The organism is Pseudomonas sp. WAC2 (assembly GCF_030403525.1).
Lineage (GTDB): Bacteria > Pseudomonadota > Gammaproteobacteria > Pseudomonadales > Pseudomonadaceae > Chryseomonas > Chryseomonas luteola.
Window position 1 is genome coordinate 146,167 of sequence record NZ_JAUEPD010000005.1, and the last position, 18,528, is coordinate 164,694.

At 59.6% G+C, this 18,528-nt stretch carries 13 protein-coding genes; 7 read left to right on the forward strand and 6 right to left on the reverse strand.

Annotated elements, in window-relative coordinates:
• Positions 1 to 94: 94 nt before the first annotated feature.
• Genes iolB through iolC form a run of 3 tightly spaced genes read right to left on the reverse strand, consistent with a single transcriptional unit; the run spans position 95 to position 3,824 of the window.
• The gene (gene iolB / locus QWJ10_RS12505; RefSeq protein ID WP_289926772.1) at positions 95 to 904 is read right to left on the reverse strand and encodes a 5-deoxy-glucuronate isomerase; all 810 of its coding nucleotides are present in this window, start codon (positions 902 to 904) and stop codon (positions 95 to 97) included.
• An 11-nt stretch (positions 905 to 915) separates the two neighbouring features.
• Positions 916 to 1,827 carry a myo-inosose-2 dehydratase gene (gene iolE / locus QWJ10_RS12510; RefSeq protein WP_289926774.1) on the reverse strand — a complete coding sequence of 304 codons (912 nt, stop codon included), beginning with the start codon at positions 1,825 to 1,827 and terminating at the stop codon, positions 916 to 918.
• A 53-nt stretch (positions 1,828 to 1,880) separates the two neighbouring features.
• Entirely contained in the window at positions 1,881 to 3,824 is a 1,944-nt protein-coding gene (gene iolC / locus QWJ10_RS12515) for a 5-dehydro-2-deoxygluconokinase (protein ID WP_289926776.1), read from the reverse strand.
• A gap of 319 nt (positions 3,825 to 4,143) precedes the next feature.
• Here iolC and QWJ10_RS12520 point away from each other — a divergent pair, with 319 nt between their 5' ends.
• Positions 4,144 to 5,289 (forward strand): DUF1624 domain-containing protein, encoded by a 1,146-nt coding sequence (locus QWJ10_RS12520; protein ID WP_289926778.1) that lies wholly within the window; start codon positions 4,144 to 4,146, stop codon positions 5,287 to 5,289.
• Positions 5,290 to 5,346: 57 nt separating this feature from the next.
• Here QWJ10_RS12520 and QWJ10_RS12525 read toward each other — a convergent pair whose 3' ends face one another.
• Entirely contained in the window at positions 5,347 to 5,862 is a 516-nt protein-coding gene (locus tag QWJ10_RS12525) for a dihydrofolate reductase (RefSeq protein WP_010795645.1), read from the reverse strand.
• A gap of 106 nt (positions 5,863 to 5,968) precedes the next feature.
• Here QWJ10_RS12525 and QWJ10_RS12530 point away from each other — a divergent pair, with 106 nt between their 5' ends.
• Together QWJ10_RS12530 and QWJ10_RS12535 are read left to right on the forward strand one after the other, a co-directional pair.
• Positions 5,969 to 7,366: a DUF2868 domain-containing protein gene (locus QWJ10_RS12530; RefSeq protein ID WP_289926782.1), complete on the forward strand. Its 1,398-nt coding sequence runs from the start codon at positions 5,969 to 5,971 to the stop codon at positions 7,364 to 7,366.
• Positions 7,367 to 7,438: 72 nt separating this feature from the next.
• Positions 7,439 to 8,818 (forward strand): DUF3482 domain-containing protein, encoded by a 1,380-nt coding sequence (locus tag QWJ10_RS12535; protein WP_122041723.1) that lies wholly within the window; start codon positions 7,439 to 7,441, stop codon positions 8,816 to 8,818.
• Positions 8,819 to 8,821: 3 nt separating this feature from the next.
• Here QWJ10_RS12535 and QWJ10_RS12540 read toward each other — a convergent pair whose 3' ends face one another.
• Positions 8,822 to 9,775 (reverse strand): LysR family transcriptional regulator, encoded by a 954-nt coding sequence (locus QWJ10_RS12540; RefSeq protein WP_289926786.1) that lies wholly within the window; start codon positions 9,773 to 9,775, stop codon positions 8,822 to 8,824.
• 163 nt (positions 9,776 to 9,938) lie between these two features.
• On the opposite strand from QWJ10_RS12540, the gene QWJ10_RS12545 reads away from it, so the two are divergent.
• The gene (locus tag QWJ10_RS12545) at positions 9,939 to 10,091 is read left to right on the forward strand and encodes a hypothetical protein (RefSeq protein WP_159435093.1); all 153 of its coding nucleotides are present in this window, start codon (positions 9,939 to 9,941) and stop codon (positions 10,089 to 10,091) included.
• A gap of 64 nt (positions 10,092 to 10,155) precedes the next feature.
• Positions 10,156 to 12,360 (forward strand): FUSC family protein, encoded by a 2,205-nt coding sequence (locus QWJ10_RS12550; RefSeq protein ID WP_289926788.1) that lies wholly within the window; start codon positions 10,156 to 10,158, stop codon positions 12,358 to 12,360.
• Positions 12,361 to 12,424: 64 nt separating this feature from the next.
• On the opposite strand, the gene QWJ10_RS12555 is transcribed toward QWJ10_RS12550, so the two are convergent.
• A complete protein-coding gene (locus QWJ10_RS12555; protein ID WP_010795651.1) occupies positions 12,425 to 13,219 on the reverse strand; it encodes a thymidylate synthase in 795 nt (264 codons plus the stop codon).
• Between the two features lie 386 nt (positions 13,220 to 13,605).
• Here QWJ10_RS12555 and tkt point away from each other — a divergent pair, with 386 nt between their 5' ends.
• Positions 13,606 to 15,699: a transketolase gene (tkt, locus tag QWJ10_RS12560; RefSeq protein ID WP_074822266.1), complete on the forward strand. Its 2,094-nt coding sequence runs from the start codon at positions 13,606 to 13,608 to the stop codon at positions 15,697 to 15,699.
• A complete protein-coding gene (locus tag QWJ10_RS12565) occupies positions 15,699 to 18,521 on the forward strand; it encodes a bifunctional transaldolase/phosoglucose isomerase (RefSeq protein WP_289926793.1) in 2,823 nt (940 codons plus the stop codon). Before tkt ends, QWJ10_RS12565 begins: the two co-directional genes overlap by 1 nt.
• The last annotated feature ends 7 nt before the right edge of the window (positions 18,522 to 18,528 follow it).

Here is an 18,528-nt window from a genome sequence, read left to right on the forward strand (position 1 = left end):
AGTTGCTTCTGATCGTGTATTCGGCTCGTGCACTCCTTGAAGCGCGTTGTCGTGGCTCCCGCCAACCATGGCGGGAGTTCGGTGTTGAAGCGGATCAGCCCTGAAGCAGCCACTCATGGGCCGGGTCGTTATGAAATTTCCAGACACGCTTAGGCCCGGCCATCACGTTGAGGTAATAGGAGGTGTATCCCCAGGGTACGGAAACCGGGTGGTAGCCCTTGGGAACGAGTACCACATCGTTGTTTTCCACGGTCATGGCCTGATCGATGCTGCGGTCGTCGGTATAGACACGCTGGAAGGCAAAGCCCTGGGGCGGATTCAGACGGTGGTAGTAGGACTCCTCCAGAAAGCTCTGTGCCGGCAGGTCATCCGTGTCGTGCTTGTGGGGCGGATAGCTGGAGGAATGACCAGACGGCGTGATCACCTCTACGACCAGCAGCGAATGCGCCTCGGCCGTGTCCGGCAGGATGTCGCAGACGTAACGGGTGTTGGCGTCCTTGCCTCGGGTTGAACGCTTCATGGTCGCCGGCTCGATCAGCCGGGGCGGCAACGTTTCTTCTGGATTGCCCGGCGCCAGACATACAGCAATTTCCGCATCACCGTGGGCTACCACCAGGGCTTCGGTAGCGGGCGGCAGATAAGCTGCATAGGGTGACTTGTCCTCGAACACGCTTTGGCGATCGCCAATATGTTCCCAGGTAAACGCACCCTTCTGCGGGTGGTTCGCCTTGATGGTCGCCTTGCCGGTCAGCAGTACGATGCACACTTCTCTGTCCTGTCCGTTCACAGGCAGCTCATCGCCATCCTTGAGCTTATGGGCCGAAAAGCCCACGTATTCGAGTGCGTTGTCAGGTACCTGGACCAGCGTGCGGCGTTCAGCGGAGCCTTTGACGAGCAAATCCATACAACCTCCTCTTAATAAAGGGTGAGTCGAGCATTGGCGCGGGATACCAGTGCGCGCAGCGTTTCATACCCTTTCTGGGCGTAGAGATAGCTGGGTGCCACGGCCGGATCCTGTTCGGCCTCCACTACCAGCCAGCCGCGGTAATTAGCGGCATACAAGGTGTCGAGCAGTGGCGCAAAATCGATATCGCCATCGCCGGGCACCGTAAAGGTGCCGTTGACGATGCAATCCGGGAAACTCCATTGGTTGTTACGGGCCAGCTGCACGACATTCTTGCGAACGTCCTTGAAGTGCACATGGCAAACGCGGTCGATATGTTTCTTTAATACGGCCAGCGGATCGCCACCGCCCATGTAACAGTGACCAGCATCGAACAGGAGCCCGACTTCCTCGCCAGTCACCTCCATCAGCCGAGCAATGTCCTCGGGGGACTCCACATAGGCACCCATATGGTGGTGGTAGGCCAGACGCACCCCCTGGGACTGGGTGAAGCGTGCCAGAGCCGTCAGCTTGTCGCCGTAAACCTTCCACTGCTCGTCTGTATAAAAGCGTGGACGCTCAACCAGAGGGACCCGCTTGCTCTGAATGGAACCGGCCACTTCGCCATATACCAGGACCTTGGCGTTATTTTCGGCCAACAGGCGGCAATGCTTGGCAATGCCCTTGATTTCATCTTCTGCGCTGCGATGCGCCATGAGGCTTGAGTACCAGCCGGACACCAGCTCCAGCCCGTACTCGCCCAGCACGTCACGCACGCCTTCAGGCGTTTTGGGAAACTTGCCGTTGAGCTCAAACCCCTGGTAACCGATCTCCTTGCCCTCGCGCAGCGCTGTGCTCAGCGGGGTTTCGCCCCCCAGCGAAGGGAGGTCGTCATTGCTCCAGGAGATCGGATTGATCCCGATCTTGACCGGTGAATTCGTCATGGTTGCCACACCTAATCTTGTTGTTGTCTGGTAGTGCGAAAAGTCGAGACGTATCAGCCCAGGCGGCGAGCCTCACGCCAGGATTTGATCAGGAACTCGAAGGTCGACTGCACCCGGCTGATCAACGCTTCGTCATCGATCTCACCGGCAAGCCAGGCGCGGCTCGGCTCCTGAAAGATCGTCCGGCCAACGGCAAACCCGCGACAGGTCTTGCTGGCACTGGCATGACGGAACCCTTCAGCCAGCTCTTCGGCCGGTGCATTGAGTCCCAGCAGCACAACCCCATGGCAATACGGATCGCGCTCGGTGATGAGCTCATCCAACTTTTCCCACACCGCCTCAGGCTGGGACTCGATCTTCCACCAGTTGGGGTAGATTCCGATGTTGTAGAGCCGCTTGATGGCGCGGTAGAGCACATCCGGCTGATCGGAGGTGTGGTTCTTCGGCGGAATCACCTCCAGCAGCAGCTCATGCCCGCTGACCTGAGCCGCTTCATATAACCCCTTGAGCTGAGCTTCCTGCTCAAGGCGAAGCTCAGGCTCATCGTCCGGGTGAAACTGCACCAGACACTTGATGATCTGCTCCTGAGGCCACTTGATGAGATTGCTGCCAGTGGAACGGCCATGCTCGAACGCCAGGGGACGCGAGCCCTGCAATTCCACCGGGCGGGCAATCCACCAGCCACGCCCCGTTGCCGTATTGAGGGCATCCTGGCCGAAACGCTCATCGGCCAGCAAACCAACATCGCCCTGTACGCCGTTCTCCCTCAGATCCGCTTCCACCCGCTCGATGGCACGGATGAACAGCTGCTTCAGCTCGGGAATGGCCTTGAGGTCGCGCCCGGCCTGCTGCGCCAGCTCCACCAGCTGACCGCGGTGATCGAAGGCAAAGATGTACAGCGGTTGCCAGGTCTTGCGCGGCACGCTTACCTGATGCAGGCGATTGAGCGCAGGGTCCAGATCCGGTCGGATAATCGGTATCGGGCTGTTGAAGAAATAATCGAGCTCCGCCAGGGTAGGCATGGCCGGTGCACAGGCATGACGGGAGACGACCAGACCGCCACAGGCATTAGCCAGCTGACAGCAACGCTCATCATCACCGCCGGTAAGCCACCCGCGCAGGAAACCGGACATGAACGCGTCACCTGCGCCCAGCACGTTGAGCACTTCCACACGGATGCCTTGGTAGATGCTACCGTCCTCCAGGCGCTCTGGAATCTCGCCATGGATCACGGTGCAGCCCAGAGCGCCCAGCTTGACCACCAGTGTCGCCTCGCTGACTTCACGCACCTTGCGAAGGGCAGTCAGCAGATCATCCGAGCCCCCGGCAATCATGAACTCTTCTTCAGTTCCGACGACCAGATCGAAACGCGGCAGGATACGCTGAACATGGGCGCTTACCTCCGCATTGGCAATAAAACGGGTCTCACCATCCGCCTTACCGGTGAGACCCCAAAGCACCGGACGATAGTCAATGTCCAGTACACGCTTGACGTTGTGCTTCTCGGCATAGTCCAGCGCACGGCTGCTCGCCTTGTAGACGCCCTCGGTGGAGAAATGCGTACCGGTGATGAGCAAGGCCTTGCTTGAAGCGATGAAGGATTCGTCGATGTCTTCCTCGCGCAGCGCCATGTCGGCGCAGTTTTCGCGATAGAACACCAGAGGAAAGGTTTCACGGTCCTTGATTCCCAGCAGGACCATGGCGGTGAGCCGCTCAGGATCGACCTTGATGGCCCGGGTATCACAGCCTTCCTTGTTCAGAGATTCCACCAGGAAGCGGCCCATATGGTCATCGCCGACGCGGGTCAGCATGGCGGACTTCAACCCCAACCGGGCGGTGCCGAAGGCGATGTTGGCGGACGAGCCGCCCAGGTACTTGGCAAAACTGCTTACATCTTCGAGCCGTGCCCCGATCTGCTGTGCATACAGATCGACGCCGAGGCGCCCAAGACAGATGACATCCAGCTGACGTCCATTGGCAAAGGTTGTGTCGCCCATGGTGGCTCCTATTTATTTTTATCGGCCTGCGGTCTTTCGCACCGGGGTGCTGAACGAGTTGAAATCAGCCTAAAACGTCTTCACGTATTAATCAAACATTTTTTCCATGTTTTCTATTTTGGAATTTTATTTCCACAAGCGAAGCGAAAAAGTCCTTTTGGCTTGAAAGTAGAAAAATCAGGATCTTGAGCGTTATTCAGATAATCACAGGGGTCAGCCAAACCGTAACCAAATGTGGCAGAACCAGGGATACAACATTGAAATAAGATAACATTACAGACTGCAATATCTGCTGATGTGCCTCATGGAACGACCTTAAATGACCTCAATGTCCCACCGCCTCAAAAGCATCGATGCCCTGCGCGGGCTCGTGATTGTATTCATGCTGCTCGATCATGTTCGCGAAACGTTCTTCCTGCATCGGCAGGTCATCGACCCCATGGATGTCGCCTCGACCTCACCTGACCTGTTCTTCAGCCGGATTGCCAGTCACCTGTGCGCACCGGTCTTCGTCTTCCTGACAGGCCTGGGTGCCTTTCTTTATGGCGCAAAGCACAATGATCGGGCTGCGGTTTCCAGCTTCCTGTTCAAGCGCGGGCTATTTCTGGTCATTCTGGAATTTACGCTGGTCAGCCTGGCCTGGACGTTCCAGTTCCCACCCAAGGTGATCTATCTGCAAGTGATCTGGGCCATTGGCCTGAGCATGATCATGCTGTCGGCACTGGTCTGGCTGCCCCGCGCAGCGCTGATCGCCATCGGCCTCGTGCTGGTAGCCGGGCACAATCTGTTGGACGGGGTGCATTTTCCGGCAGGCTCGCCCTTCCATGTCCCATGGGCGATATTGCATGATCGCGGCTGGATCGAATTGGGCGAAAGCCTGCGGCTGCGGACGTCCTATCCGCTTCTGCCCTGGATTGGCGTAATTGCGCTGGGCTATGCCGTAGGCCCATGGTTTACCCAGCTGAACCCGTCCGAGCGCCAGAAGCGTCTGCTAGGCTGGGGGCTTGGCGCCCTGTTGATCTTCCTGGTATTGCGGATGATCAATGGCTATGGTCAGGCGCAGCAGTGGGTCACCGGAGAAACACTCCTGCTGACGGTGATGAGCTTTCTGAACATCACCAAGTACCCACCCTCCCTGCTATTCCTCTCGCTTACACTGGGCCTGGGCCTGTTATTACTCGTGCTGTTCGAGCGCAAGCCGGAAAGCCGCCTGCTGCACTGGTTTACCGTGTTTGGCGCGGCACCGATGTTCTTCTACATCCTGCATCTGTACGTGTTGGGCGTGCTGTACCGGATTGCCGTTGCCCTGTTCGGCCTCAATCAGGGAACGTACTTTGGCTTTGATCATGTCTGGGCCTTGTGGATCAGCGCCATCGTGCTGGCCTTTGCGTTCTACTGGCCGGTTCGCTGGTTTGCCCACCTTAAGGCGCGCCGCCGCGATATCACGTGGTTGAAATATTTCTAGAACGAACGGGGCGCCTGATAGGCGCCCCGTTTTACAGGCAATCAACATGCGCAGCGCCTAGCGCTTGCGTTCCCACACTTCCAGCGCGTATGCCGGACGGCCATCCTCGGACGGGTGCTCGTCACGCGATACCCGCTGCCACTGCTGCTCATCCCATTCGGGGAAATACACATCCCCTTCCGGCTCCAGTGCTACACGGGTGAGGTAGAAACGATCCGCATCAGGCAGCGCCTCGATGAAGAGCTGCGCCCCGCCGATCAGCATAACCTCACTAGCGCCCTGCTCCCTGGCCCAAGACTCGGCTCGCGTCACCGCATCATCCAGCGACGTAAAGGTTTCGGCACCTTCGAGCGTCAGATCGGTCTGACGGCTGACGACCAGATTCAAACGCCCTGGCAATGGACGACCCAGCGAGTCCCAGGTCTTTCGACCCATGATCACCGGCTTGCCCAAGGTCACGGCCTTGAAGTATTTGAGTTCTGCCGGCAAGTGCCAAGGCAGACGATTTTCGTGGCCGATCACGCCATTGTCGGCGACCGCCACGATCAAGCTGAGAGGAAGTGTCTTGTTCATAGCCGCGCAGCATAGCAGAGCACAACCGCCTTGCCAGTGGCTTGCCAGTTAACACGCTGGATGCCGACCCGTTATCCTCCGCGCATCCCCAGGACGAGTTTGACGAGTGACCGAACCCACTACTGCCCCTTCCGATTCCACCCTTGATGCACTCTGGCTGACCGAAGCCGTCCGCCTGACCGAGGAAGAAGCCGGTCCGCTGGAAGACAGCGAGGCCAACCGCCGCGCGCGCGCCGCCGGCGGCAGCTTCATGCAGCGCCTGAACCTGCGCGCCCATCTGTTAGGCCAGCGTGACGGCCTTATCGAAGCCCGTCGCCACTGGCGTCAGGGTGCCACCCTCGCCTTCTGGCTACTCGCCTTTCTGGCCGTATTGTCCGGTGCCGGCCTCGGTTTTGGTGCTCTGGGCGATGGCGTGCGCCCGGTCAATGTCTTCTGGGCCCTGGGCAGTCTGTTGGGCCTGCATCTGTTGACCCTGCTGTTATGGCTGATCGGCTTTTTCGGCGGTGGACGCAGCGCCAGTGTGTTGGGCCGCCTCTGGCTGTGGCTGGCCGGCAAGCTGGCCCGGGATGCTCGCGCAGCCCAGCTTGGCCCGGCACTGCTTATTCTCCTTGGTCGTCAACGGCTGGTGCGCTGGGGGGTGGGCACACTGGTGCATGGGCTCTGGCTGCTGGCCTTGAGTGCAGCACTAGGCATCCTGCTTGCCCTGCTGGCGACCCGCAGCTACAGCTTTATCTGGGAAACCACCATTCTGAGCAGCGATACCTTTGTCACCATGACTCACGCGCTGGGTGCGCTGCCTGCATTGCTGGGTTTTCCCATGCCGGATATCGAGACCATTCGTGCCAGTGGCAACGCGGCACAGGGGCTTGAGGCGGCACGTCATGCCTGGGCCGGTTGGCTGGTAGGCGTGCTGATTGTCTATGGCCTCATTCCCCGCGCGCTTCTCTTTGCCCTCTGCCTCTGGCAATGGCAACGCCGCCGCCAGCAACTGACGCTGGATATCGAGCAGCCCGGCTATGTACTGCTGCGTGAAAAGCTGATGCCCACCACCGAGCGTCTGGGCGTCAACGACGCTGCGCCTGAGCAGCTGCCGGAGCCGTCTGCCGGTAACCTCGAAGTTGCCGGTGAAAGTGCTGTGCTGGTCGCGATTGAGCTGGACGACACACAGGCCTGGCCACCCACGCTGCCGGACACTGTGCGCAACGCCGGTATACTGGACGACGGACAGCAGCGCCGCCGCTTGCTGGAGCAACTCACCCGTTATCCGCCCGTACGCCTGGTGATTGCCTGCGATCCCCGTCGTTCACCGGACCGAGGCACCCTGTCCCTGATCGGCGAACTGGCCCGCTGCGCAGGTACTACCCGCGTCTGGCTGCTACCTGCGCCTGTAGACGCCCAACTGGATGCCGACCGCCTCGATGACTGGCGCCAGGGGCTGGATCGAATGGCACTTCCCCACGGAGAACGGTCTCCGCTGGAATGGTTGGAGACTGGACATGAATAAGTGGCGTTTGAACGCGGTTGGAGTAAGCAAGGCGATGCCCAACAACGCCTGCTGCGCCTCAGGAGAACGCCCATGACCCAACCGCTCGTTCTGGCTGTTGTGGGCCATACCAATGTTGGCAAGACGTCCCTGCTGCGAACACTGACCCGCGACATCGGATTTGGCGAGGTCTCTCATCGCGCCAGTACCACGCGTCATGTAGAGGGTGTCCGGCTTTCCGTAGACGGCGAAGCCCTGATCGAACTCTACGATACGCCGGGTCTGGAAGATGCCATCGCTCTACGGGATTACCTTGACCAGCTCGAACGCCCCGGCGAGCGCTTGGATGGCCCCGCTCGCGTGGAGCGTTTCCTCGATACCGCCGAGGCCCGCAACCGCTTCGAGCAGGAGGCCAAGGTACTGCGCCAGCTGCGCAGCTCGGATGCCGGGCTCTATGTCGTCGATGCCCGCGAGCCGGTACTCGCCAAATACAAGGATGAACTGGCCGTGTTGGCCGGGTGCGGCAAGCCACTGCTGCCCGTCTTGAACTTTGTAGCAGCCGAGCAGCATCGCGAGGAAGAATGGCGCACTGCACTGGCACGCCTCGGGCTGCATGCCCTGGTGCGCTTCGACAGTGTTGCTCCGCCTGAAGACGGCGAGCGCCGCCTGTATGAAAGCCTGGCCTTACTCATCGAGCCGGCGCGTCCACGCCTGGAGCGCCTGATTGCCGATCACGAAGCCCAGGCAGTGGCACGTCAGCACAGCGCGGCACAGCTCATCGCCGAACTGCTGATCGACGCCGCCGCCTGCCGCTATGTAGTGCCACCAGAGGACGACGCAGTAAAGGCCGCGACCCAACGACTGCGGGACGATCTGCGTAAGCGTGAGCAGCGCTGCGTGGAGGACTTACTCAAGCTGTACGGTTTTCGCTCGGGCGATGCACGCGCCGCTGACCTCCCATTACTGGATGGCCGCTGGGGCGATGATTTATTCAACCCCGAAACCCTGCGCATTCTGGGTATCCGCCTGACCGGGGGTGTTGCTGCCGGTGCTGCGGCAGGTGCCGGTATCGACCTATTGGCGGGTGGCCTGATGCTGGGTGCTGCAACGGCACTGGGTGCCCTGGCAGGCGGATTGCTGCAAACCGGCGGTCATTATGGCCAGCGTCTGCTTGGCAAGCTACGCGGCCAGCGTGAGCTGACCGTGGACGATGCCGTGCTGCGCCTGCTCGCCCTACGCCAGCGTCAACTGGTCAAGGCACTCGATGCCCGCGGTCACGCGGCCATGAAGGCCATCGAAGTGGAAACACCTGAGGATCAGCGCTGGCGTGAGGGCAAGCTTCCTGCCGCCCTGAATCACGCCCGCGCCCATCCGGAGTGGTCTTCGCTCAACGCTTCCCACAAGTTACGAGACGCCAACCGCCGCGAGCAGATCAAAGACCTGGCCGAGCAATTGGCGCAGCAGCCTGACTAATCATCAGGCGCTGACCGGGCCCTCTTCATACAGCCGCTTCACAGCCTGCTCGTCGACCTTTAAAAGCCCCGGCAAGGTATCGCGCAGGAAGTCCACCAGCGTCCGGATCTTTGCATCCAGGTACTGGCGAGACGGATACAACGCATAGACGTTAAGCGGGTACAGGCTGTGGTTTGGCAGGACCTGCTGTAGCGTCCCGTCCTTGAGCCCCTTGACGGCGGCATAGATCGGCAGCGCCCCGATGCCCATGCCAGAAGCGATGGCTTCCATCAGGGCATCCGCCGTATTGACCTGGAACAGGGTCTGATCAATCGTGACCAGCTCTTCGCCCTTGGGCCCCTGGAACAGCCATTTATCGAGCGACATAGCCTTGTTCACCAAGCGCAGACAACGGTGTTGACGCAAGGCAGCCGTCGTCTGGGGGGTGCCGTATTTTTCCAGATAAGCCGGCGATGCGCACAGAATGCTGTGGGTACTGCCCAGTCGCTTGGAAAAGTAGCCTGAATCCTTGAGCTGGGAGGCCAGGATTACAGAGACGTCGTAGCCGTCCTCCAGGATATCGGTAAACGTATTGGTCAGCCGCAGGTCGAAGTTCACCTCAGGGTATTGCTCGCAGTAACGGGCAATCGTCTTGATCAGGTAATGCTGGCCCAAGCCGGTCATGGTATGAACCTTGAGTTTGCCCACCGGATGCGCATGGGCATGGCTGGCTTCGGCTTCCGCCTCCTGAATGTAGGCAAAGATCTGTTGGCAACGCTGTAGGTAACGTTCCCCCGCCTCGGTCAGCGCGATCCGACGGGTAGTGCGGTGAAGTAAACGGGTTTGAAGGTGTGTTTCCAGATTGGTGACCGCCTTGGAAACGTAGGCGGTGGTAAGCTCAAGGCGTTGGGCCGCCGCAGTAAAGCTGCCGGCTTCCACAACACACATGAAAGCACGCATGTTAAAGAGATTGTCCATCGTACTCCTCTCAGAGCGGCAAATTCTGGCACAACTCCCTACCCTTTGATTACTCGCTTTACAGTTAATAATCCTTCACGATTTTCCTGCTTATTCCCGCCACCCTGCTCTACATAGAATGGATAGCGCTCGTCTGAGCTAGTGACTGTTTGAGTAGGCCACCGTGCTGCAACTGTTTCGGAAAACGCTTCCGCTTCCCGCTCCGCCTTATCTGATCGTAACGCCCCTGTCAGCCCGTCTGTTCAGGCCGCTGTCTCGTCTGTTCAAGAAGATCTTGCCGCCGCTTCACGGTCAGTGCGCTATCGCCCTGCGCTGACTGCAACGCTGTTCTTCACCCTGACCGATTCACTCCGTGCGCCCTTTGAGCGTCGAGGTTACCGTTGCGCGCTATTTCTCTTGCCAGTCGATTACCGAGCCGCTCGGCCTGGCGCCGTGCCCTGCTGGAATGGGCCCGTACCGATGGCATTACCTGGGCCTTCATTTTCAAGGCGCTGCTGACAGCACTGATTGCACTCTGGCTGGCCTACCGGTTGCAGCTGCCCCAACCCAGTACGGTACTGGTCACCGTCTTTATCGTCATGCAGCCCCAAAGCGGACAGGTGCTAGCCAAGAGTTTCTATCGCATCATCGGAACGCTGGTCGGCCTGAGCGTAATGGTGCTGTTCATTGCCCTCTTCGCCCAGGAACGGATCCTGCTGCTCGGCTCGCTGGCCATGTGGGTAGGCCTATGTACGGCGGGCGCTGCACGTTATCGCGACTTTCGCGGTTATGCCTTTCTACTGGCCGGGTACACCGCCAGCCTGATCGGCTTGCCAGCCACGAGCCATCCGGAAAATGCCTTTATGCAGGCCCTGTGGCGTGTACTGGAGATTGGCCTGGGCATCTGCTGCACCGGTGCAGTCAGCGCTATCGTCCTGCCGCAGACGACCCGCACCGTGCTGCGCAATACGCTTTCCCTGCGCTTTCGTGACTTCGCCCGCATGGCTCATGAGGGTCTGAGCGGCACGTTGACCCGCGAACAGTTCGAAACCCTGGCGGCACGCTTTGCGGCCGAGTCCGTAGGCTTTGAAAGCCTGCGCAGCGCCAGTGCGTTCGAAGATCCACACCTGCGTCAGCGCAGCGGACGGCTGGCTAATCTGGGTAGCCAGTTCATGCAGCTCAACACCCGCTTCCATGCCTTGAATCAATTACTGACCCGGATCCGCCAGCGCCCGCTCCTGCTGGACGCCTTCTCGCCCTGCCTTTCGGAGATCACCACATTGCTTGCACCGTTTGGTGAGCGGCTGACTACCGAGACCGACGCAGCCCGTCTGGCAGAAAAGCTCGCGCTACACCGTGAGCCGCTGATGCAGTCTATTCGCGAGGGCCGTACGCAGCTTCAGAATCAACAGGTTGGAGACGGCGACCTGCTGGACTTCAACACGGCCGCCGAACTGCTCTACCGCTTTGCCGAAGACCTCTACAGCTACTGCCTGGCCTATGCCACCCTGAACGGTCCCAAGCCACCCAAGACGCCGCCCCCGGAAAGCTTCACCCCCGTGGCCAACCCCATGGCAGCGGCCATTTCCGGTATACGCAGCGCCCTCGTGGTTCTCGTGCTGGGGCTGTTCTGGATCGAAACGTCCTGGCCCAGCGGTGATACCTGTGCGCTGGCAGCCGTCCTGATCTCGGCGCTTTCATCTACTTCGCCCAACCCACGCCGTTACTGCCTGCAACTGGCCGTCGGGACATTGGCCGGCTCGTTGGCCGGCTTTTTTCTGGTGTTCTGGGTGCTGCCCCAACTGGATGGCTTTTCCCTGTTGTTCTACGCGCTGTCGCCGGTGTTTGCCATTGGCGCGTTTTTCATCACCCGTCCCCAGTGGGCAGGCTATGGCACAGGGCTGATGGTGTGGTTCTGCTCGGCGGCCTTGCCGTCCAACGTCACGCTGTATGATGCCAATGCCTTCTTCAATCAGTACCTGTCCTATCTGCTCGCCGCTTTTATCGCCACGGTCGCCGCTGCGGTGATCATGCCGCCTAATCGCCCATGGCTATGGGGACGTCTCGAGCAGGATTTACGCATGCGAGTCGTCTATGCCATCAGCGGCAAGCTCAAGGGATTGGCATCAGGCTTCGATAGCAGTACCCGCGACCTGCTCAACCAGGCCTATGTGCTTTCCACCGGCCATACCGCCGTGCAACGCCAACTTCTGCGCTGGATGTTCCTGTCACTGGAAATTGGTCATGCCATCATCGAGTTGCGCTACGAACAGGAAAACCTGCCCCTGCACCCCTGCTATCAGGAATCGAGACCCTGGCGACAGGCTATTCGCATCATGGGGCGTGCCCTGATCCGCCTGTTCGTGCAACCCTGCCCCAAGCATATGGAGCGGGCCTTGTCGGCAGTAGACCACGCCATCGAGACGGCACAAGCCGCCCAGATTCATCAGGAGCCCAACTCAGGACAGTTCGAACGCTCGCCGCTGCGCCGCGTGTGCAGTTACCTGCACTTCATCCGAACTTCGCTGCTGGACCCTAACTCGCCATTGAGCAAGCATAACCGCGGCTTCACGCAGACACGTGCAACGCGGCTGGATGAGCTGTAAGTCGAGCAGATGAACAGCTTCAGACCCGGAGCGCCCTACGCAGGCAGGGCGCTCCAGTGATACATCAAACGGCGACGGGCGCCTTGATGTGAGGATGGGATTCGTAGCCGACCAGCTCGAAGTCATCGAACGTGAACTCGAACAGGTCTTTGACCGCTGGGTTGAGCTTCATGGTAGGCAGGGGCAGCGGCTCGCGGGTCAGTTGCAGGTCCGTCTGCTCCAGATGGTTGGCGTACAGGTGGCTGTCACCGCCCGTCCAGATGAACTCGCCCGGCTCGTAACCCGTGACCTGCGCCACCATCATGGTCAGCAGCGCGTAGCTGGCAATATTGAAAGGCACACCCAGGAAAATGTCCGCCGAGCGCTGGTAGAGCTGGCAGGAGAGCTTGCCATCTGCCACATAGAACTGGAACAGCGCATGGCACGGCGGCAGGGCCATCTCATCCACCAGGGCAGGGTTCCAGGCGGAGACAATCAACCGGCGCGAGTCGGGATTCTTCTTGATCATCTCGATAACGTTGGCGATCTGGTCGATATGACGGCCATCCGGCGCGGGCCAGCTCCGCCATTGATAACCGTAGACCGGGCCGAGGTCACCGTTCTCATCGGCCCACTCATCCCAGATGGAAACGCCGTTTTCCTTGAGGTAGGCGATATTGGTCGAGCCTTTGAGAAACCACAGCAGCTCATGAATGATGGAGCGCAGGTGCAGCTTCTTGGTAGTAACCATGGGAAAACCATCGGCCAGGTTGAAGCGCATCTGATAGCCGAACACGCTGTAGGTGCCGGTGCCGGTGCGGTCGCTTTTGAAGGTGCCGTGCTCACGCACGTGTCGCATCAGGTCTAGGTACTGTTTCATGCTGGGCTCGGTGCGGCGCCTCGGAGGGCGCGGGAGAAAAGTCAGTGCCTATGATAACGAAGCTGGCTGTTTGGATCACGTGCCCGGTCGTCGCGTGTCGGCCTGATACCTTTAAAGACCTTCAACGCACTCTCTCGCAAAATAAGAGGAACAAACGCCCGCCTGAAAGCTCACACCTCCTAGTACTGTTCCGTCGCATGCGAATCAGCTGTCGAGAAGTAGCTTAACGCCAGCCTATCGGCCGGATTGCCAGCCCAGGCCCTGCGCCTGGATAACCCGCATGCACGGTCAGCCGAGCTGCTGTCCTTGCCTATCGCCTGCACCATGACGAGCCGCGAGACGGCATCCCGGCCATTCGCTTCCACGCTCCAATCGAGGAATCCGCAATGTGCTCTGCCAACACCACTTTTTCCAACGACCCCAACATCGAGCGTGATCAGCTGTGCGTGAATACCATACGCACCCTTTCCATGGACGCCGTGCAGAAGGCCAATTCAGGCCACCCTGGCACGCCCATGGCCCTGGCGCCCGTGGCGTATACGTTGTGGAGCAAGTACCTGCGCTACCACCCTGAGCATCCGGACTGGCCCAACCGCGACCGCTTTGTGCTGTCTGTAGGTCATGCGTCAATGCTGTTGTATTCGCTGCTGCATCTGGCCGGTGTGACCGAGATCGACGAGCATGGCCAGCCCTCCGGCAACCCGGCCGTCAGCCTGGATGACATCAAGCAATTCCGTCAGATGGATTCGAAGACGCCCGGCCACCCTGAATACCGCATGACTACCGGCGTGGAAACTACTACCGGCCCGCTGGGCCAGGGGTGTGCTAATAGCGTTGGCATGGCGATGGCCCAACGCTGGCTCGGACAGCGCTTCAACCGTGACGGCGCTACCCTCTTCGATTACAACGTTTACGTGCTATGTGGCGATGGCGACATGATGGAGGGCGTCAGCGGTGAAGCGGCTTCGGTAGCCGGGCACCTGAAGCTGTCCAACCTGTGCTGGATCTACGACAACAACACCATCAGCATCGAGGGCCACACGGACCTGACATTCAGCGAAGACGTTGGCGCACGTTTCAAGGGTTATGGTTGGAACGTGGTCCATGTCAAGGACGCCAACGACGCCCTGACCTTTGGCCAGGCCATCGAGTTTTTCCAGGCCCATGACGATGCGCCAACCCTGATCATCGTCGACAGCATCATTGGTTATGGTGCACCCAACAAGCACAACACGGCCGCCGCCCATGGCGAGCCACTGGGCGCTGATGAAATCCGTCTCGCCAAGAAATCCTATGGCTGGCCCGAAGACGCTGACTTCCTGGTGCCGGACGATGCACGAACCTGGCTGCGCGACCAGATGGTTGAGCGCGGGCAAAGCCAATACGAGCAATGGCAGGCAGCGCTGAAAACGCTTGAGCAGCAGGAGCCTACCCTTGTAGACGAGCTCAACCGCATGCGCGCTGGTCAGATGCCTGAAGGCTGGATGGATGCACTTCCAGAGTTCGAAGCCAACGCTAAGGGCGTAGCAACCCGTGAATCCGGTGGCAAGGCACTCAACGCCTTCGCCAGCAAGATCCCGTGGCTGATCGGCGGTTCGGCGGATCTGGCGCCCTCTACCAAGACCAAGCTGACCTTTGACGGCGCTGGAAGCTTCTCAGCGCAGACACCTGCCGGTCGCAACCTCCACTACGGCGTACGTGAACACGCGATGGGCGCTATCGCCAACGGCCTTGCCCTCTGCTACCTGCGCTCCTTTACGGCGACTTTCCTGGTGTTCAGCGACTACATGAAGCCGCCGATTCGCCTGGCCTCGATCATGGAGCTGCCCGTGGTGTTCGTCTTTACCCACGACTCCATTGGTGTCGGCGAAGACGGACCTACTCACCAGCCTATCGAACAGCTGGCACAGCTCAGGGCAACTCCTGGCCTTCTGACCCTGCGTCCCGGGGATGCCAACGAAGCCGTCCAGGCTTGGAAGGTTGCGCTCGAGCAGACCAACCGCCCCTCCTGCATCGTCCTCTCCCGCCAACCCATGCCGACGCTTGACCGCACTCGCTACGCCTCGGCGGAAGGTACGGCGCGTGGTGCGTATGTCTTGGCGGATGCCGAAAACGGCAAGCCAGATGTCATCATCATGGGTACCGGCAGTGAAGTCGGCCTGTGTGTCGAGGCTTATGAGCAGCTCAAAGCAAACGGTATAGCGGCACGTGTCGTCTCCATGCCGTGCTGGGAGCTGTTCGAGCAGCAGGACGAAGCCTATAAAGAAAGCGTGCTGCCTGATGACGTAACCGGTCGGGTTGCCGTCGAGCAGGCTGGCCCGATGGGGTGGGAGCGTTACGTAGGTCGCAAGGGAGCCATGGTCGTCATGAACAGCTTTGGCGCCTCTGCACCGATCGGCAAGCTACAGGCGAAGTACGGCTTTACCGTTGAAAACGTTGTCAAACTGGCCACTGAACAGGCGAACGCCGGGAGGTCATGATGAGCAGCCTCTTGCGAGAGTTGGGTATGGCCGGTCAGGCCGTCTGGCTGGATTTCGTCAGCCGGGAATTTCTTCGCAAGGGTGAGCTGCAGACGCTCATCGAGCGGGATGGCCTGACCGGCGTTACCTCCAATCCATCCATCTTTGAAAAGGCCATGGGGCATGGCACCGATTACGATGCCTCTTTGGAGCGCTTTCTCAATCGCGCCGATGCCTCACCGGTCGACGTATATGAGTACCTGGCGGTCGAAGACATCCAACAGGCCGCCGATATTCTGCGGCCTGTCTATGACCGTTTAAACGGCAAGGACGGCTACGTCAGCCTGGAGGTATCGCCTTATCTGGCCATGGATACCGAGGCCACCCTATTAGAGGCACGTCGGCTCTGGAAAGCTGTCGATCGACCGAACCTGATGGTCAAGGTGCCCGGCACCGAAGCGGGCGCAGCAGCCATCCAGCAACTGATTGCCGAAGGGATCAGCGTCAACGTGACACTGCTGTTTTCCCGCGAATCCTATCGCGCTGTTGCCGAGGCCTACATGACTGGGCTGGAGGCGCGTATTCAGGCCGGAGAAGACATCAGCCGCATAGCCAGTGTCGCCAGCTTTTTCATCAGCCGGATCGATTCGGAAATCGAGAAAAAGATCGATGAGCAGCTGAAAGCCGGGAATGACGACGCAACGCTCAAGTCCCTCAAGGGTCGGGTTGCTATTGCCAACGCCAAACTGGCCTATGCTGATTATCAGGCCATGGTAGCAAGCGAACGCTGGCAAGTTCTGGCTGCTAAAGGTGCTCAACCTCAGCGACTGCTATGGGCCTCTACCGGCACCAAGAATCCCGACCATCCCAATACACTGTACGTCGATGAGCTGATCGGACCGGACACCGTTAATACCATGCCACCCAAGACCATGGATGCTTTTCGTGATCATGGTACGGTCAAGGAAACCCTCACTACAGGGTTGGATGAGGCCCGCGCCACACTCGAAGCCACCGAGCGGTTCGGGCTGGATCTGCCGGGCATAACGACAGATCTGGTAAAGGCAGGCGCCAAACTTTTCTCCGATGCAGCTGACGATCTGCTCGGTGCTGTGGGTGCCAAGCGCGTCAAACTGCTGGCTGGTAAACTCAACCAGGCCAAGTTTAGCCTGCCAGAAGACCTGTCCCAAGCCGTCGAGCAGCAGCTTGAGCAGGCCCGCCGCGAAGGCTGGTCACGTCGGCTATGGCACATGGATGCTTCTCTCTGGACCGGTCAGGACGAAGCGAAATGGGGCGGCTGGTTGAAAGCCGCTACTGAGCCGCATATCAATACCTCCGCTCTGGTCATACTGGAGCAATCGCTCAAAGCCGAAGGCTATACCACCGCCGTTCTACTGGGCATGGGTGGCTCCAGCCTTGGGCCGGAAGTGCTGGCGAAAACGCTGGGCAACACACCTGAAGGCCTGCGCCTGCTGGTGTTGGACTCCACCGACCCGGCTCAAATTGCCGCCGTGGAGCAGTCCATTGATTATGCCTGCACGGTCTTTCTGGTATCGAGCAAGTCCGGCTCGACCCTGGAACCTGAAATTCTCAACGCTTACTTTTTCGACGCTGCCTGCAAAGCGCTCGGTGAGGATCAGGCCAGCCATCATTTCATTGCTATTACCGATCCCGGCTCCAAGCTCGAGGTCAGCGCCAAGGCGCAGAACTATCGCACCCTCTTCTATGGCGATCCGACCATTGGCGGGCGTTACTCGGTGCTCTCGGCCTTTGGGCTCGTACCGCTGAGCCTGCTTGGACACGATGTAGACAGCCTGTTCGAGATTACCCGCCCGATGGTGCTGGCCTGCGATCCCAGTGCACCGCCTGCGATCAATCCGGGCGTTTATCTGGGTGTGGTGATGGGTGAAGCCGTCAAGGCCGGACGAGACAAGCTGACCCTGTTCGCCTCGCCCCAGATCGCCAGTATCGGTGCCTGGCTTGAGCAACTGCTGGCGGAGTCCACAGGCAAACAGGGCAAAGGCATCATTCCGGTCGACCTGGAGCCCCCGGCTGCCCCCACCCATTACGGTGATGATCGCTTGTTCGTCTATCTACGTGCAGATAACGACGGCAGCGAACTGGATGCCCAGGTCGAGGCATTGGAAAAGGCCGGCCAGCCCGTAATCCGCATAAGCCTGATGCGGCCTGACCTTATCGGTCAGGAATTTTTCCGCTGGGAAGTGGCTACCGCCATTGCAGGTGCCGTGATAGGCATCAATCCTTTCGATCAGCCTGACGTCGAAGCCAGCAAGGTCAAAACGCGCGTGCTAACCGATGAGTATGAAAAAACCGGGCAGCTTTCCAGCGGAAATCCCTTCTTCACTGATGGCGAGCTGGCGTTCTACAGCGATTCCCCCCTGAGCGGCGATTCGGCCGAGCAGGTACTTCGGGAGCATTTTGCTCGCCTCAATCCGGGCGATTACGCTGCCGTGCTTGCCTATATCGAGCGTAACGGCGCCCACGAAACCCTGATGACGCGGCTGCGGACCCTGTTACGGGATCGTTACCGTGTCGCCACCGTTGGCGGCTTCGGCCCCCGTTTTCTACACTCCACAGGCCAAGCCTACAAAGGAGGGCCAAATAGCGGGGTTTTCCTGCAGATTACCGCCGAACCCCAGCAGGATCTGGCCATTCCCGGACGCAAGGTAAGCTTCGGCATCGTCGAAGCCGCTCAGGCACAAGGGGACCTTTCCGTGCTCGCCGAGCGAGGTCGTCGACATTTACGTATTCACATTCAGCACGGCAATAGCGAAGCAGGGCTGCAACGTATCGTACAATTAGTCGAGGCGGCTATCGCCTGACGTAAAA

Excerpts from the sequence above, each read along its gene's own strand:
- QWJ10_RS12555 (WP_010795651.1), bottom strand. The coding sequence starts at position 13,219 with ATGAAACAGTACCTAGACCTGATGCGACACGTGCGTGAGCACGGCACC.
- QWJ10_RS12520 (WP_289926778.1), top strand. The coding sequence starts at position 4,144 with ATGACCTCAATGTCCCACCGCCTCAAAAGCATCGATGCCCTGCGCGGG.
- tkt (WP_074822266.1), top strand. The coding sequence starts at position 13,606 with ATGTGCTCTGCCAACACCACTTTTTCCAACGACCCCAACATCGAGCGT.
- iolE (WP_289926774.1), bottom strand. The coding sequence starts at position 1,827 with ATGACGAATTCACCGGTCAAGATCGGGATCAATCCGATCTCCTGGAGC.
- iolB (WP_289926772.1), bottom strand. The coding sequence starts at position 904 with ATGGATTTGCTCGTCAAAGGCTCCGCTGAACGCCGCACGCTGGTCCAG.
- iolC (WP_289926776.1), bottom strand. The coding sequence starts at position 3,824 with ATGGGCGACACAACCTTTGCCAATGGACGTCAGCTGGATGTCATCTGT.
- QWJ10_RS12525 (WP_010795645.1), bottom strand. The coding sequence starts at position 5,862 with ATGAACAAGACACTTCCTCTCAGCTTGATCGTGGCGGTCGCCGACAAT.
- QWJ10_RS12535 (WP_122041723.1), top strand. The coding sequence starts at position 7,439 with ATGACCCAACCGCTCGTTCTGGCTGTTGTGGGCCATACCAATGTTGGC.
- QWJ10_RS12565 (WP_289926793.1), top strand. The coding sequence starts at position 15,699 with ATGAGCAGCCTCTTGCGAGAGTTGGGTATGGCCGGTCAGGCCGTCTGG.
- QWJ10_RS12540 (WP_289926786.1), bottom strand. The coding sequence starts at position 9,775 with ATGGACAATCTCTTTAACATGCGTGCTTTCATGTGTGTTGTGGAAGCC.